The organism is Bradyrhizobium sp. R2.2-H, assembly GCF_004346455.1.
In the GTDB taxonomy this organism is placed as follows: domain Bacteria; phylum Pseudomonadota; class Alphaproteobacteria; order Rhizobiales; family Xanthobacteraceae; genus Bradyrhizobium; species Bradyrhizobium diversitatis.
The window spans coordinates 43382-57359 of sequence record NZ_SMBR01000010.1; the positions used below are offsets into that span (position 1 = coordinate 43382).

Sequence of the window (13978 nt, forward strand, 5' to 3'; positions counted from 1 at the left end):
CGGGGACACGCAATGGCTCGCATGGCGCTCCTGCCTATACTATGTAGATATCAACCGGTTCAGCCTCCCGCGGGGGCCGGATTCGAGGTCAGACCGGGTGCCGGGAAGCGCTTTCGTGAGTATTCCGAACATCATTACCCTGGGCCGCATCATGCTGGTCCCGATCATCGTCTGGGCCATCGTGTCGAGCCAAATGGAGGTCGCCTTCGCCGTCTTCCTGATCGCCGGCATCAGCGATGCCGTGGACGGCTTTTTGGCCAAGCGCTTCAACATGACGAGCGAACTCGGCGCCCTGCTCGATCCGCTCGCGGACAAGGCACTGCTGGTCTCGATCTACATGGCGCTCGGCATCTGGGGCGCGATCCCGCGCTGGATCGTGATCCTGGTGGTCTCGCGCGACATCATGATCGTCGCCGCCGTGATCGTATCCTGGTTGTTCGACCGGCCGGTCGAGATGAAGCCGTCGAAGGTATCCAAGCTCAACACCGTGGCACAGGTGGCGTTCGCGGCGCTGGTGCTGGCGGCGCTTGCCTTCGGCTTCAAGCCGGCACCTTATGATATCATCCTGATGGGCCTCGTCACGATCTTCACGCTCTCCTCCGTGTCGCTCTATCTCGTCGAGTGGCTGCGGCACATGAGCACGATCGAGGCCAAATGAGCCGGGATGCGGCCCCGCAAAAGGCCAAGTCTCACAAGATCAAGTCTCGCAAGATCACGTCTCGCACGAACAAGTCCCGCGCGATCAAGTCGAACCTCTCAAACGGGCCGGCGCGCCGGCATGGAGCAAAGCAAGCGTGGCAGGCCGCGTCCATCCCCGACAATTGGCGTTCGCACTTCCGCATGCGGAGAGCCTCAGCCGGGATAACTTTCTCGAAGGCCCCGCCAATGCGGCCGGTCTCGGCCTGATCGACAGCTGGCCGGAATGGCCGAACCGGATCATGTGGCTGGCCGGCCCGGAAGGAAGCGGCAAGAGCCATCTCGCCGCGATCTGGGCCGAGGAAGCCGGCGCCCGTTCGACCACGGCCAATGCGCTGACCGCGGCAGGCGTTCCGGGCGCGCTCGCCACCGGCGCGCTGGTGGTCGAGGATCTCAAGGCCAAGGATTTCGACGAGCGTGCCCTCTTTCACCTGATGAACCTCGCCCGCGAGGACGGCGCCTACGTCCTCCTCACCGGACGCGAGGTGCCGGCCGCTCTGGAGATCGAGCTTCGTGACCTGCGCTCGCGTCTGCGGGCCGTTCCGGTGGTCGCGCTGCTGCCCCCCGACGACCAGCTCTTTCGCGGCCTCATCGTCAAATTCTGCGCCGACCGCCAGCTCAATGTGGACGAGAGCGTCGTCGGCTACCTCGCCACCCGCCTGGAGCGGTCCTCGGCCGCGGCCCGGCAGGCCGTGGAGCTGCTCGACAGCGAAGCCCTCCGGCTCGGCCGTCCCGTGACCCGGGCGCTCGCCGCCGAGCTGCTCCGGGACGCCTGATCGGCCCCGTAGGCCCAACGCCTTCTGCAACGGCTTGACGCGGCGGAACGGCGGAACATCAATGTCATCGAAACGTCATCGCTGTAACACATGCTCCCCCCGGGTTTTGCGCATAAGTCGCAAAGTGAGGCGAGACAGGATGGACCGACTTCTGATGGACTCTGCGCAAGCTGTTGAAATTAAAGAAAAAGCCCCGGAAGCCGAGGGCCTGCCGGCGATCGCATCCAGTCCCGAACGGTTCATCAACCGCGAGCTGTCCTGGCTGCATTTCAACCGCCGCGTCCTGGAGGAATCGGTCAATCCCAGCCACCCCGTGCTGGAGCGGGTGCGATTCCTGTCGATCTCGGCGAATAACCTCGACGAGTTCTTCATGGTCCGCGTCGCCGGCATCAAGGCCCAGGTGCGCGAGGGCATTGCCGAGCGCAGCCCCGACGGCCTGACGCCGTCGGAGCAGCTCGCCCTGATCAACCGCACCGTCTCCCAGCTCGCCTCGGACCAGCAGGCGATCTGGCGCGACCTGCGCAGCGCGCTGGCCGAGGTCGGCATCGTGCTGGTCGACGGCAAGGACGTCTCCAAGTCGGAACGGACCTGGGTCGAGGACTATTTCCTCAACAACGTCTTCCCGCTGCTGACGCCGCTCGCGATCGATCCGGCCCACCCCTTCCCGTTCATTCCGAGCCTCGGCTTCACCATCGCGCTCCAGCTCACGCGCGCCGCCGACGGCAAACAGATGAACGCGCTGATCCGCATGCCCGGCAAGATCGACCGCTTCATCCGCCTGCCCGCCGAGGGCACGGTGCGCCTGATCTCGCTGGAGCAGGCGACCGCTCTGTTCATCAACCGCCTGTTCCCCGGCTACAATCTGCACGGCCAGGGCTCCTTCCGGATCATCCGCGACTCCGAGCTCGAAATCGAGGAAGAGGCGGAGGACCTCGTCCGCCTGTTCGAGACCGCGCTGAAGCGCCGCCGCCGCGGATCCGTGATCCGGCTCGAGATCGACGCCAAGATGCCTGAGGAGCTGCGCAGCTTCGTGCAGCATGCGCTGTCGGCGGCCGATGACGAGGTGTTCCTGGTCGACGGCGTGCTCGCCATGAACGAGCTCTCCCAGCTCACCCGACTCGACCGGCCTGACCTCGAATTCACCCCCTACGTGCCGCGCCATCCCGAGCGCGTGCGCGAGCATGGCGGCGACATCTTTGCCGCGATCCGGCAGAAGGACCTCGTCGTCCATCACCCCTACGAATCCTTCGACGTGGTGGTGCAGTTCCTCCAGCAGGCAGCGCGCGACCCTGATGTCGTCGCGATCAAGCAGACGCTCTACCGTACCTCCAACAACTCGCCGATCGTGCGCGCGCTCGCGGAAGCGGCCGAAGCCGGCAAATCGGTCACGGCGTTGATCGAGCTGAAGGCGCGGTTCGACGAAGAAGCCAACATCCGCTGGGCGCGCGATCTCGAACGCGCCGGCGTGCAGGTCGTCTACGGCTTCCTCGAACTGAAGACGCACGCAAAACTCTCGATGGTGGTGCGCCGCGAGGGCGGCAGTCTCACGACTTACGTCCATACCGGCACCGGCAACTATCATCCGGTCACCGCGCGCATCTACACCGACCTCTCCTACTTTACCTCCGATCCGACCATCGGCCGCGATGCCGCGCGCGTGTTCAATTTCATCACCGGCTATGCCGCGCCCAGCGACCTCGAGAAGATGGCGGTGTCGCCGCTGACGCTGCGCAAGCGCATCATCGAGCACATTCAGGGAGAGACTGCGCATGCGCGGCACGGCCGGACCGGCGCGGTCTGGATGAAGATGAACGCGCTGGTCGACCCCGACATCATCGACGCGCTCTACGAGGCCTCCCAGGCCGGCGTCCAGGTCGAGCTCGTGGTGCGCGGCATCTGCTGCCTCAGGCCCGGCATCCCCGGCCTGTCGGAGAACATCCGCGTCAAGTCGATCATCGGGCGCTTCCTGGAACACGGCCGAATCTACTGCTTCGGCATGGGCCAGGGCCTGCCGAGCGCGAAAGCGGCTGTGTATATCTCGTCCGCCGACATGATGCCGCGCAACCTCGACCGCCGCGTCGAGGTGCTATGCCCGCTGCAAAATCCAACGGTGCATCAGCAGGTTCTCGAACAGATCATGGTCGCCAATCTGAAGGACAATGAGCAGAGCTGGCAGTTGTTGCCGGACGGGTCGTCAACGCGTATGAAGACCGCGAAAGGCGAGGAGCCTTTCAACGTCCACAACTACTTCATGACAAATCCGAGTCTGTCTGGCCGTGGAAAGTCGCTCAAGGAATCCTCGCCGCGTCGTCTCACGCGCCGGAACGAACGTCATCCATCCTGATCGGGGATCCGCGACGTGAAGCGGCCGCGCAAGCGCGGCTCGAGCGTCGCGGTTATCGACATCGGCTCCAACTCGGTCCGTCTCGTCGTCTACGAGGGACTGACGCGGAGCCTCATCCCGATCTTCAACGAGAAGACCCTGTGCGGCCTCGGGCGCGAGGTGCAGAGCACGGGTCTGCTCGCGCCCGACGCCGTCGACAAGGCGCTGACCTCGCTCAAGCGTTTCCGCGCATTGTGCCGCGTGATGCAGGTCGGGCGCGTGTTCGCAATTGCGACCGCGGCCTGCCGCGACGCCTCCAACGGCCCCGACTTCATCGCCAAGGCCGAGCGCATCTGTGCGGTGCAGATCGAGATCCTGTCAGGACCCCGCGAGGCGCGGCTGTCGGCGCTGGGGGTGATCTCCGGCATCCATCTTCCCGACGGCATCGTCGGCGACCTCGGCGGCGGCTCGCTCGAGCTGATCGACGTGCGCAGGAACAGCGTGCGCAGCGGCGTGACGCTGCCGCTCGGCGGTCTCGCACTCCAGGACCTCGCGCACAAATCGCTCAAGCGCGCCGATCGCATCGTGCGCGAGGAGCTCGACGAGTTGCCGCAGCTCACCGCAGGCCGCGGTCGCACTTTCTACGCCGTCGGCGGCACCTGGCGCGCGCTCGCGCGCATCCACATCATCCAGAGCGGCTATCCGCTCCAGGTGATGCACGGCTATTCGATTTCGTCCGCCGAGGCGCTCGACTTCTCCCGCCGTCTCCGTCGCCTCGCTGCCGCCGACATGCTCGCCGACATCGAGATCGTAGCCGATGCGCGGCGCCCGCTGCTCACCTATGCGGCGCTTGTGCTCGAGCACGTCATCCGCGTTGCAAAGCCGAAGAACATCGTGTTCTCGACCTTCGGTGTGCGCGAAGGCCTGCTGCACGAGAAGCTGCCGGAGACCGAACGCAACAAGGACGGGCTGATCTGCGCGGCCGAGGAGCTGAACCAGTTGCTGTCACGCTCGGCGAAGCACGCCCGCGAGCTGATCGCCTGGACCGACCGCCTCGTGCGCGTCGTGAAGCTGCGCGAGACCGAAGAGGACCGCCGCCTGCGCCGCACCGCGTGCCTGCTGTCCGACATCGGCTGGCGTGTGCATCCCGACCATCGCGGCGAGCAGACGCTCAGCCTCGTCGTCAACGCCAATTTCGGCGCGATCACCCACACCGAGCGCGCCTTCGTCGGCCTGTCCGTATTCTATCGCTATGCCGGCCTGAGCGAGGAAAACCAGCCGCCGACCACGATGCAGGAGCTGTTGACGCCAGCCCAGCTCGAACGCGCGCGCCTGCTGGGCGCTGCATTCCGCGTCGCCCACCTGATCTCGGCGGCGCGTCCGGGCGTCCTGCCCGCCACGCATTTCCGCAGCGAGGGCCGTAAATTGATGCTGGTGTTCGAGCACCGGCTCGGAGACCTCGTCGCCGACCGAGTTGGCAGCCGCTTCCGCCAGCTTGCCCGCCTGATCGGCCGTGCCGGCTCGATCGTGAGGCGCTGACAATCAGAAGCAGCGCGACGCTGCCTGGCCGTCGGGGCGCGCAACGAGCGGCTGGTCACGGCTGTCCTCCGGCGCGACAACGGCTTTCAGTCCGCCGAGTTCGGAATCGGCGAGAACAAGCTGCCATCCATAGGCACTGAGCACGTCCTGAACGATCGCAAGGCCGAGGCCGGCGCCGTCGCCGCGCTCATCGAGCCTTACACCGCGTTCGAGCACGCGGGCGCGTTCAGCGGACGCGATTCCCGGCCCGTCGTCCTCGACCGAGATCGCCGGATTCGCGGTGGCATCGGCAGCAATACGTACTTTGCTCTTGGCGTGACGGGCGGCATTTTCCAGGAGATTGCCGAGCACTTCGGCCAGATCGGTGCGATCGAGCGGCACGCTCGGCTCGCCCGTTATGCAGATCTTGAATTCGAGCCGCTGCGCAGTGGGCGTGCGCGCCAGCGTAAGCACCAGGGACTCGACGAGCGGTCTGAGGGGCGTGGAAACTTCGCCGCGCTGTCGTGCCGTCCCCCGCGCCCGGGCGCGTGCCAGCTCGCGGTCGACGTGACGGCTCATCGTGTCGCCGACGGCTTCGATTGCCAGGGCGACGTTCTGCTCACCTCGCTGGCGCAATAGTGCGACATCGGCGGCGAGTGCGGCGAGCGGCGTCTTCAGCCCGTGCGCCAGGTCAGCGGCACGGCTGCGCGAACGCTCGATCTCGCGTTCCTGTGCGTCGATCAGGCTGTTTACCTCTTCCACCAGAGGCGTCACCTCGGCAGGGACATTGGCGGGCAGATGCTTGCGTTGCCCGGAGCGGACCTCCGCGACGCCGCGGCGAAGTGCGTCGAGCGGACGTAAGCCCAGCCCGACCTGGATCGAGGTGGCCGCCGCCAGCACCAGCCCCAGCAGGCCGAGCGCCAGCGTCAGCTCCATGGCGAATTGCGAGCCGGCGGCCGACACGCGAGCGAGATCGGCCGCCACAACGACGCGCACCGGCGTACGGCGGTCGCCGATGGTGAGCAGCACGCGGCGTTCACTGACCAGGAGCCGTGCGTTCGCAGGCCCGGGAACGACATGACGGTGCAGTTCGCTCGGCGACGGCTCGTCCTGCGGCAGATCCAGCGCCGTGTCCCACAGCGAACGCGAACGCAGCACCTGACCACCGTCGTCCGACACCTGCCAGTACAAGCCCGAAAGTGGATCGGAAAAACGCGGATCGGCCGGCGGCCGGCCCACCACCAGCTTGCCCTGCGCATCGGCGTCGATACCCGCGACGAGTTGCTTCAGATAGATGTCGAGGTCATCGCCGATGGTGCGCGTGACGTGGCGCTCGAACAGCAGCGTCAGCCCCGCGCCGGCAATCGTCAGCGCGATCAGGATAGCTACAAGCCCGCCGGCGACCAGTCGCAGCCGCAGCGAGCCCCAGCTCATGGCGACATCTCCGGTACCAGATAGCCGAAGCCGCGCCTGGTCTCGATCAGGTCGGCACCGAGCTTCCTGCGCACTCGACCGACCAGCACCTCGAGCGCGTTCGACTCGTGGTCCTCGCCGTGGCCATAAACGTTCTCGTCGAGTTCTTGCTGCGACACCACGCGGCCGCGGTGGTGCAGGAGAAAGGCGATCAGGCGGTATTCCAACGGCGACAACGCGACGGGTACGCCGCGCAACGTCACCTTCATCTGACGCTCGTCGAGCTCGACATCGCCCGCAACAATCCGTGGCGAGGCATGCCCCGCCGAGCGGCGCACGATCGAGCGCAGCCGCGCCAGCAATTCCTCCATGCGAAACGGTTTGGGCAGGTAGTCGTCGCCGCCCGCGTCGATCCCATCGACGCGCTCGGCCCAGCTGCCCCGCGCCGTCAGGATCAGCACCGGCATCGACCTTCCGTTGGCGCGCCAGCGCTTGAGGACCGCCAGACCGTCCATGCCGGGCAAGCCGAGATCCAGGACGACGGCACCGTAGTCCTCGGTATCACCGCGGAACCACGCTTCCTCGCCGTTGCGAACGGTTTCGACGACATAGCCGGCCGCGCGTAGCGCCTTCTCCACATCGGCGGCGATCCGTCGGTCATCCTCCACAAGCAGCAGCCGCATCACTTCTCCTTGATGCGTTCAATCTCGCCGCTGCGCGCGTCCACATACGCTTCGTAGAGGCGGCCCTTGTCGTCGACGAGGCGAAACTCATAGATCCAGCGGCCGCGCTCACGCTCTATTTCGACGCCGGCAACCTCACCCGGCAGCTTGCCACGGACGGATGCGAGGATGTCGGCGAGTGACTTGATCTCGCCTGCCTCGACCGCGTGGCGCACTGCGTCGGGCGCGCCTCTATCGTGGTCGCTTGCGGCCGCAGGCACCGACGGGAGCAGGACTCCCACCAGCAACGGCACCGCGAGAAATTCCAGAAAGCGAGATGGCTGCATCCATGAAGTATGCCGCAATCGACCTGACAGATCGCTGACGTGGATCAACAGGCGGCGGTCAGGGCGCTTCTGCCAATGTCCACGCATTGCCTTGCCGCATGATGTGGCCGGGCCATGCACACCGGAGAGAACCATGCGCAAGATCACCATCTTCACCGCAGCTGCCGGCGCCCTGCTCGCGGCCGCCGCGACCGCTCATGCCGGCAGCCTCGGGCGTCCCTGCACGGCAGCCCCGACAACCCGCTGGCTGCCGCTCGAAGAACTCCAGGCCAGGATCGAGGCCCAAGGCTACAAGGTTCAGAAGGCCAAGCTCAAGAACGCCTGCGGCGAACTCTATACGATCGACAAGTCCGGCAGCCGGGTCGAACTGTTCGTCGATCCGACCAATGGCCAGATCGTCGGCCAGCTGTAGAGGGCGCCACCATGAGCGCCATCAACGACGGGATCGAGGCCGGCGGCGAAACGCCGCCGGCATCGGTCAAGGTCTGGGACCCCTTCGTGCGCGTGTTCCATTGGTCGCTGGCCGGGCTGTTTCTGCTCGCTTATGCCACGGGTGACGAGATCGAGAACGTCCATATCGCCGCCGGATACACGATTGCCGGATTGCTTGCGCTACGGATCGCGTGGGGCTTCGTGGGGCCGCGCAATGCGCGCTTCAGCGATTTCGTGCGCTCGCCACGCGCGGTGCTCGCCTACATGCGCGACGTGGCGTTGCTCAGGGCGCCGCGTTATCTCGGCCACAATCCAGCCGGCGGCACGATGGTCGTGGCGCTGATCGTCACGCTGATCGTCACCTGCTCCACCGGTTACATGATGACGACCGGTACCTTCTGGGGGGCAAAATGGGTCGAGGAGATGCATGAGGCGTTCGCCAACCTCACGATCGGCCTCGTCGTCGTCCATGTGCTTGGCGTCCTGTTGGCGAGCTTCGAGCACAGCGAGAATCTGGTGAAGGCGATGATCACGGGAAGGAAGCGTCCATCGTGACCGGGGCCGGGGAGCCGATACGACAGGTTCTCGCTATCTCTCGACGAATCGGCTCCCGTTCCACCGCAGCGTCCGGCCCTTGCCGCTCGCGTCCCGAACTTCAAGGAAGGCCTGATCGTGGGAAGAGGACAGCCGAACGTCGTAAGCGCGGACGGCAAGCACACGCCTATAACGACCGCTTTTCAAGACATACACCTCGTGCAGGCAACCTGTGGGCCCGCAATGAACAGCCCTGTTACGGCAATGGAAATCGTCGAAATGAAGAGCCAGGAATTGAGCTCCGGGCACGGTCAGATAGAGAGCAAAGCGTTGGGCGGCAGCGATTGGGCCACCGCACGCCGTGTCCCATTTCCGCACGTCTGCACGGATTTCGGGCGGCAGCATTTCGATGTGCGCAGAACTCCAGGGGTCCCGTATCGTTCCGCTATAGGAGAGCGCTGGTTGCATGAGCCCGACCAGCACAGCAAAGCCGGTCGCCAGGATCGAAGCAAGGTTGGTTGGTCTCACTGCCGCCTCTCCAAACGGTACGACCACAGCCTAGCTTCTGCGGCTGCGAGGGAATTGAGCGACATCAACCGAAACGCTCAATGGACGGCAGGCAGCCTTCCCAATTGGCTGTCTCGCTTGAGCCGCTTGAGCCGCTTGAGGCAGATCAACTCACCAACGCGGTGGTGGAGTAAGCCAAACACGCAATCGAACAGCACTTCGCTCGCCGGTGAGCGTGGGATATTCCTCATGCGAGTCCGTCACGAAACTCTCCTTCCCGCCTCTTCTCGGGGCGAGCTCGCTGGTATGCTCGTTGCGATTGCATTGAGCTTGTTTCCTTCCATGGCGATGGCGGAGGATGAGCTGAAGCTGAGCGATGCTCAGGCGCGCAATCTCGGAGTGCGCGTGACCCACCCGGTCGCGATCCGGACCGATCTGACGCTGCCCTATCCGGTCAAGATCGTGATCCCCACACCGCAAATGTGGGTCGTCAGTGCGCCGGTGGCCGGCATGGTCGCCACTCTCCTCGTCGGGCGCGGTGACCACGCCTCGGCCGGCCAACCGCTCGTCACGCTGGAGAGCCCAAGTTTCGTCTCCCAGCAGCGCGACTACCTGCACGCGATCGCCCAGGAGCATCTCGCCAGCCAGCAGCTGAAGCGGACTGCCGATCTGTTCGAGGGCAAGGCCGTGCCGCAGCGCGTGCTGGAGGCCAGCCAGGCGGAAGCGCGCCAGGCCGCTCTCGTGGTCGCCGAGCGGCGTCAGATGCTGCATCTGAGCGGGATGTCCGACGAAGCCATTTCTCGGCTCGGCCAGCAAGCGGCGATCAGCGCGACGCTCACGGTCAATGCGCCGCAAACCGCATCCGTCGTCGAGGTCGCAGTGTCGCCGGGGCAGCGGCTCGAACAATCCGCGCCGCTCGTCAAGCTGGCGCGGCTCTCACCGCTATGGGCGGAAATCGCAGTTCCTGCAGCCAATATTCGCGCGATCCGCGCCGGCGCGAAAGTCGAGATCGAGGGCTATTCCACCCCCGGCAAGGTCGTGCTGGTCTCCGAGACCATCGACCCTGCAACTCAGACCATTTTGGTTCGTGCAGAAATCCCCAACGACGGAGAGCTGCATCCCGGTCAGACCGCCGCTGCCCGCATCGGCTTTCTCTCCGCCGGCGAAAGCGCGTGGGAGATTCCCTATCATGGGCTGGTCCGGCGGGGCGAACGGACCTCGGTGTTCGTTGCCACAGCCGGTGGCTTCCGGCTGGTCCCGGTCAAGCTTGTTGCGGACGACCAGGACCATGTCGTGGTGTCCGGTCCCATCACGGAGCAGGACGAGATCGCGATCGGCGGCATCTCGGCGCTTCGCGGCATTCTCTCGGGCCTGGGGCAATAGATGCTCCAGCGCCTGGTTGCGTTCGCGCTTTCGCAGCGATTGTTCGTTCTGCTGAGTGTGCTGCTGCTGGTGGGCGCCGGCACCGTCCTCCTGCCCGGCCTGCCGATCGACGCGTTTCCCGATGTCTCTCCGGTTCAGGTGAAGATCATCATGAAGGCGCCGGGCCTGACGCCCGAAGAGGTCGAGCAGCGCATCACGGTCCCCGTCGAGCTCGAACTGCTCGGATTGCCGCACAAGAAGGTCCTTCGTTCGACCACGAAATATGCACTGGCCGACATCACCGTCGACTTCGAGGACGGCACCGACATCTACTGGGCGCGCAACCAGGTATCGGAGCGGCTATCGAACATCGCGCGTGATTTCCCCGACGGAGTGAGCGGAGGTCTTGCGCCGATCACGAGCCCCCTCGGCGAGATGTTCATGTTCACGATCGACAGTCCCGAGCTTTCGCTCGCCGAGCGCCGAACCTTGCTGGATTGGGTGATCCGTCCTGCGCTGCGAACGGTCCCCGGCGTTGCGGACGTCAATGCGCTCGGCGGGTACGTCCGCGCCTTCGAGATCGTCCCGCGCAACGATGCGCTCGCCGCGCGCGGCATCTCCTACGAGCTGTTTCGCCGGGCCATCGAAGCCAATAGTCGCAACGACGGTGCCGGACGGGTCAACCAGGGCGAGGACAGCGCCTTGGTCCGGATCGAGGGCAGCATCCGATCGGTCGAAGACATCAAGGCGATCGTCGTTGACACCCGCGAGGGCGTGCCCATCATGGTCAACGACGTGGCGAGCGTCAAAGTCGGGACGCTGACCCGCTACGGCGCAGTCACGTCGGACGGCCGCGGCGAGACGGTCGAGGGCCTCGTCCTCGGCCTGCGCGGCGCCAACGCCGGTCAGCTCGTCCGCGACGTGCGCGCCCGGCTCGCGGAGCTGCAGCCCTCGCTGCCGAAAAGCGTCTCCATCAACGTGTTTTATGACCGCAGCCACCTGGTCAACCGCGCGGTCGGCACCGTGGTGCGGGCGCTCGGCGAGGCGACCGCCCTCGTCATCGTTCTCCTGCTGCTTTTCCTCGGCAACTGGCGGGCTTCGCTGGTGATCGCTCTCAGCCTGCCGCTCGCCATCGTCTTCGCATTGATCGTCATGCGCGTGGTCGGGATGTCGGCCAACCTGATGAGCCTCGGCGGACTTGCGATCGCGATCGGCATGTTGATCGACGCGCTGGTCGTCGTGGTCGAGAACATCGTCGGCAATCTCGGCAAGCACGAACCGGGCAAAGCTGCTCTGCTGATCCACTTGGTGTACCGGTCGGTTTGCGAAGTCCTGGAGCCGGTGGCCTCGGGCGTCCTCATCATCATCATCGTGTTCATACCCCTGCTGACGCTGCAGGGATTGGAGGGGAAGCTGTTCATCCCCGTCGCGCTCGCCATCATCTTCGCGCTCACCGGTTCACTACTGCTGGCGCTCACCGTGATCCCGGTGATGACCTCCTATGTGCTCAAGTCCGGGTCGCATGGCGATCCCATGCTGGTCCGTGCGGCGCAGCGGGTCTACGCGCCTGCACTGGACTGGGCCCTGAAGAACGAGCGCAAGGTGATGGCTGCGGCGCTGATCTGCCTGGTCGCCACGGGATTCGCCTATACCAAGCTCGGCAAGACCTTCATGCCGACGATGGACGAAGGCGATGTCATCGTCAGCGTGGAGACGCTTCCGTCCGTCAACCTCGACGAGTCGCTTGCGATGAATGTCCGGCTCCAGAAGGCACTTCTGGCCGTGCCCGATATTGCCGGCATCGTCGCGCGGACCGGATCGGACGAACTCGGCCTCGATCCGATGGGGCCCAACCAGACCGACACGTTCCTCGTGCTCAAGCCCGCTGCCGAGAGGCAGACCGATAATCGCGAGGCCCTGCTGCAGAAGCTCCGCGAGGTCCTGTCCGGCTTTCCGGGCATCTCGCTCAGCTTCACCCAACCCATCGACATGCGCGTGCAGGAGATGATCAGCGGCGTGCGTGGCGACGTCGCCGTGAAGATCTTCGGCCCCGACATCGCCAGGCTGAACGAAGCCGCGGCCAAGCTGTCGGCGATCCTGTCCGGCATCGACGGCGCCGAGGACGTCTACACCACGCTGAACGAAGGCGCTCAATACTACACGGTTGCGGTCAATCGCATGGAAGCCGGCCGCCTCGGCCTGACCGTGGATTCCATCGTGAACTCGCTCCGTACCCAGATCGAGGGCCGAACGATCGGGACGGCGCTCGAGGAGGGCCGCCGCACCCCCATTCTCGTCCGCGGCAGCGAGACGACTAGGGAGGCGCCGACGCTGCTGGCGAGCCTGCCGCTGACGCTCGCGTCCGGACAGCATGTCGCGCTGTCGCAGGTCGCGCGAATCCAGCGCGTGGACGGGCCGGTGAAGATCGACCGCGAAGACGGCGCGCGCATGAGCGTCGTTCGCGCCAACGTCCGCGGCCGCGACATGGTCGGCTTCGTCGAAGCGGCCCGCCAGAAGGTTGCGACCGAACTTTCGCTCCCGAGCGGTTACCGGCTGACCTGGGGCGGGCAGTTCGAGAACCAGCAACGCGCCGCCGCGCGCCTGTCCATCGTGGTCCCGGTCGCGATCGGTCTCATCTTCCTGCTGCTCTTCACCACATTCGGCGCCATCCGGCAGGCCTTGCTGGTGCTGGTCAACATTCCCTTTGCCCTGATCGGAGGCGTCTTCGCACTGGTCCTGACGGGCGAGTATCTGTCGGTGCCGGCCTCGGTCGGATTCATCGCGCTGCTCGGCATCGCCGTCCTCAATGGAGTCGTTCTGGTGTCCTACTTCAACCAACTCCGGGCCCATGGCCTGAGCGAGGATCGTATCGTCGTCGAAGGCGCCATGCGCAGGCTTCGGCCGGTGCTGATGACCGCGAGCATCACGGCGCTGGGCTTGATCCCGCTGCTGTTCGCGTCCGGGCCAGGGTCCGAAGTGCAGCGGCCGCTCGCCGTCGTCGTGATCGGAGGGCTGATGTCCTCCACCCTGCTCACCCTGATTCTCCTGCCGATCCTGTATCGCCGCTACGGCGGAACGTCGAAGGTGGCGAAATGATCGATGGACCGGTCTGCCTCACGCTGATCGTACCGCGTCAGCTCCGCGAGGAGGTGTTCGACTATCTCGCCGAACAGACCGACCTCGTTTCGGGATTCACCGCATCGCACGGCGCGGGTCACGGCGCGGACGTTCGATTGCGGACGGCCGCCGAACGCGTCAAGGGGCACGCCGATCAGACGGCGGTGCAGATGATCCTGGCGAGGAGCGATGCCGACAGCTTGCTCGACCGGCTGCGGGTCTCATTTGCCGGAAGCAAGCTCGTCTATTGGACGATGCCCGTCACCGAATTCGGCACGATTGATTGAAACC

General features: G+C 65.5%; 12 protein-coding genes. 9 read left to right on the forward strand and 3 right to left on the reverse strand.

Features of this window, described 5'->3' with window-relative positions; genetic code table 11:
- Nucleotides 1–115: 115 nt before the first annotated feature.
- From EDE08_RS24900 to ppx, 4 genes are all read left to right on the forward strand, one after another.
- On the forward strand, nt 116–658 hold the full coding sequence (locus tag EDE08_RS24900) for a CDP-alcohol phosphatidyltransferase family protein (RefSeq protein ID WP_028180509.1): 543 nt from the start codon (nt 116–118) through the stop codon (nt 656–658).
- 136 nt (nt 659–794) lie between these two features.
- Complete coding sequence (locus tag EDE08_RS24905; RefSeq protein WP_131871585.1) at nt 795–1472, forward strand: P-loop NTPase family protein; 678 nt, start codon at nt 795–797, stop codon at nt 1470–1472.
- A 154-nt stretch (nt 1473–1626) separates the two neighbouring features.
- Entirely contained in the window at nt 1627–3816 is a 2190-nt protein-coding gene (locus EDE08_RS24910; protein ID WP_165936180.1) for an RNA degradosome polyphosphate kinase, read from the forward strand.
- A 15-nt stretch (nt 3817–3831) separates the two neighbouring features.
- Nucleotides 3832–5334, forward strand: coding sequence for an exopolyphosphatase (gene ppx, locus EDE08_RS24915; protein ID WP_131871584.1), 1503 nt, complete (start codon nt 3832–3834; stop codon nt 5332–5334).
- Nucleotides 5335–5337: 3 nt separating this feature from the next.
- Here ppx and EDE08_RS24920 read toward each other — a convergent pair whose 3' ends face one another.
- Genes EDE08_RS24920 through EDE08_RS24930 form a run of 3 tightly spaced genes read right to left on the reverse strand, consistent with a single transcriptional unit; the run spans nt 5338 to nt 7735 of the window.
- Nucleotides 5338–6747 (reverse strand): sensor histidine kinase, encoded by a 1410-nt coding sequence (locus EDE08_RS24920; RefSeq protein ID WP_131871583.1) that lies wholly within the window; start codon nt 6745–6747, stop codon nt 5338–5340.
- Nucleotides 6744–7409 (reverse strand): response regulator transcription factor, encoded by a 666-nt coding sequence (locus EDE08_RS24925; protein WP_131871582.1) that lies wholly within the window; start codon nt 7407–7409, stop codon nt 6744–6746. Before EDE08_RS24925 ends, EDE08_RS24920 begins: the two co-directional genes overlap by 4 nt.
- A complete protein-coding gene (locus tag EDE08_RS24930) occupies nt 7409–7735 on the reverse strand; it encodes a PepSY domain-containing protein (protein ID WP_131871625.1) in 327 nt (108 codons plus the stop codon). Before EDE08_RS24930 ends, EDE08_RS24925 begins: the two co-directional genes overlap by 1 nt.
- A 133-nt stretch (nt 7736–7868) precedes the next feature.
- On the opposite strand from EDE08_RS24930, the gene EDE08_RS24935 reads away from it, so the two are divergent.
- The 5 genes from EDE08_RS24935 to EDE08_RS24955 all read left to right on the forward strand — a co-directional run bounded on the left by EDE08_RS24935 (nt 7869) and on the right by EDE08_RS24955 (nt 13974).
- A complete protein-coding gene (locus tag EDE08_RS24935) occupies nt 7869–8147 on the forward strand; it encodes a PepSY domain-containing protein (RefSeq protein WP_131871581.1) in 279 nt (92 codons plus the stop codon).
- 11 nt (nt 8148–8158) lie between these two features.
- Nucleotides 8159–8722 (forward strand): cytochrome b/b6 domain-containing protein, encoded by a 564-nt coding sequence (locus EDE08_RS24940; RefSeq protein WP_131871580.1) that lies wholly within the window; start codon nt 8159–8161, stop codon nt 8720–8722.
- A gap of 792 nt (nt 8723–9514) precedes the next feature.
- Nucleotides 9515–10591, forward strand: a complete 1077-nt coding sequence (locus tag EDE08_RS24945; protein WP_245524889.1) for an efflux RND transporter periplasmic adaptor subunit — start codon at nt 9515–9517, stop codon at nt 10589–10591.
- Nucleotides 10592–13666, forward strand: a complete 3075-nt coding sequence (locus EDE08_RS24950; protein WP_131871579.1) for an efflux RND transporter permease subunit — start codon at nt 10592–10594, stop codon at nt 13664–13666.
- Nucleotides 13663–13974, forward strand: coding sequence for a DUF3240 family protein (locus tag EDE08_RS24955; protein WP_131871578.1), 312 nt, complete (start codon nt 13663–13665; stop codon nt 13972–13974). The genes EDE08_RS24950 and EDE08_RS24955 overlap by 4 nt, the downstream gene beginning before the upstream one ends.
- The last annotated feature ends 4 nt before the right edge of the window (nt 13975–13978 follow it).

Bases quoted from the DNA above. Each gene is read 5' to 3' on its own strand.
- EDE08_RS24910 (WP_165936180.1), top strand. From the start codon at position 1,627: ATGGACTCTGCGCAAGCTGTTGAAATTAAAGAAAAAGCCCCGGAAGCC.
- EDE08_RS24920 (WP_131871583.1), bottom strand. From the start codon at position 6,747: ATGAGCTGGGGCTCGCTGCGGCTGCGACTGGTCGCCGGCGGGCTTGTA.
- EDE08_RS24925 (WP_131871582.1), bottom strand. From the start codon at position 7,409: ATGCGGCTGCTGCTTGTGGAGGATGACCGACGGATCGCCGCCGATGTG.
- EDE08_RS24930 (WP_131871625.1), bottom strand. From the start codon at position 7,735: ATGCAGCCATCTCGCTTTCTGGAATTTCTCGCGGTGCCGTTGCTGGTG.
- EDE08_RS24935 (WP_131871581.1), top strand. From the start codon at position 7,869: ATGCGCAAGATCACCATCTTCACCGCAGCTGCCGGCGCCCTGCTCGCG.
- EDE08_RS24940 (WP_131871580.1), top strand. From the start codon at position 8,159: ATGAGCGCCATCAACGACGGGATCGAGGCCGGCGGCGAAACGCCGCCG.
- EDE08_RS24945 (WP_245524889.1), top strand. From the start codon at position 9,515: ATGCTCGTTGCGATTGCATTGAGCTTGTTTCCTTCCATGGCGATGGCG.
- EDE08_RS24950 (WP_131871579.1), top strand. From the start codon at position 10,592: ATGCTCCAGCGCCTGGTTGCGTTCGCGCTTTCGCAGCGATTGTTCGTT.
- EDE08_RS24955 (WP_131871578.1), top strand. From the start codon at position 13,663: ATGATCGATGGACCGGTCTGCCTCACGCTGATCGTACCGCGTCAGCTC.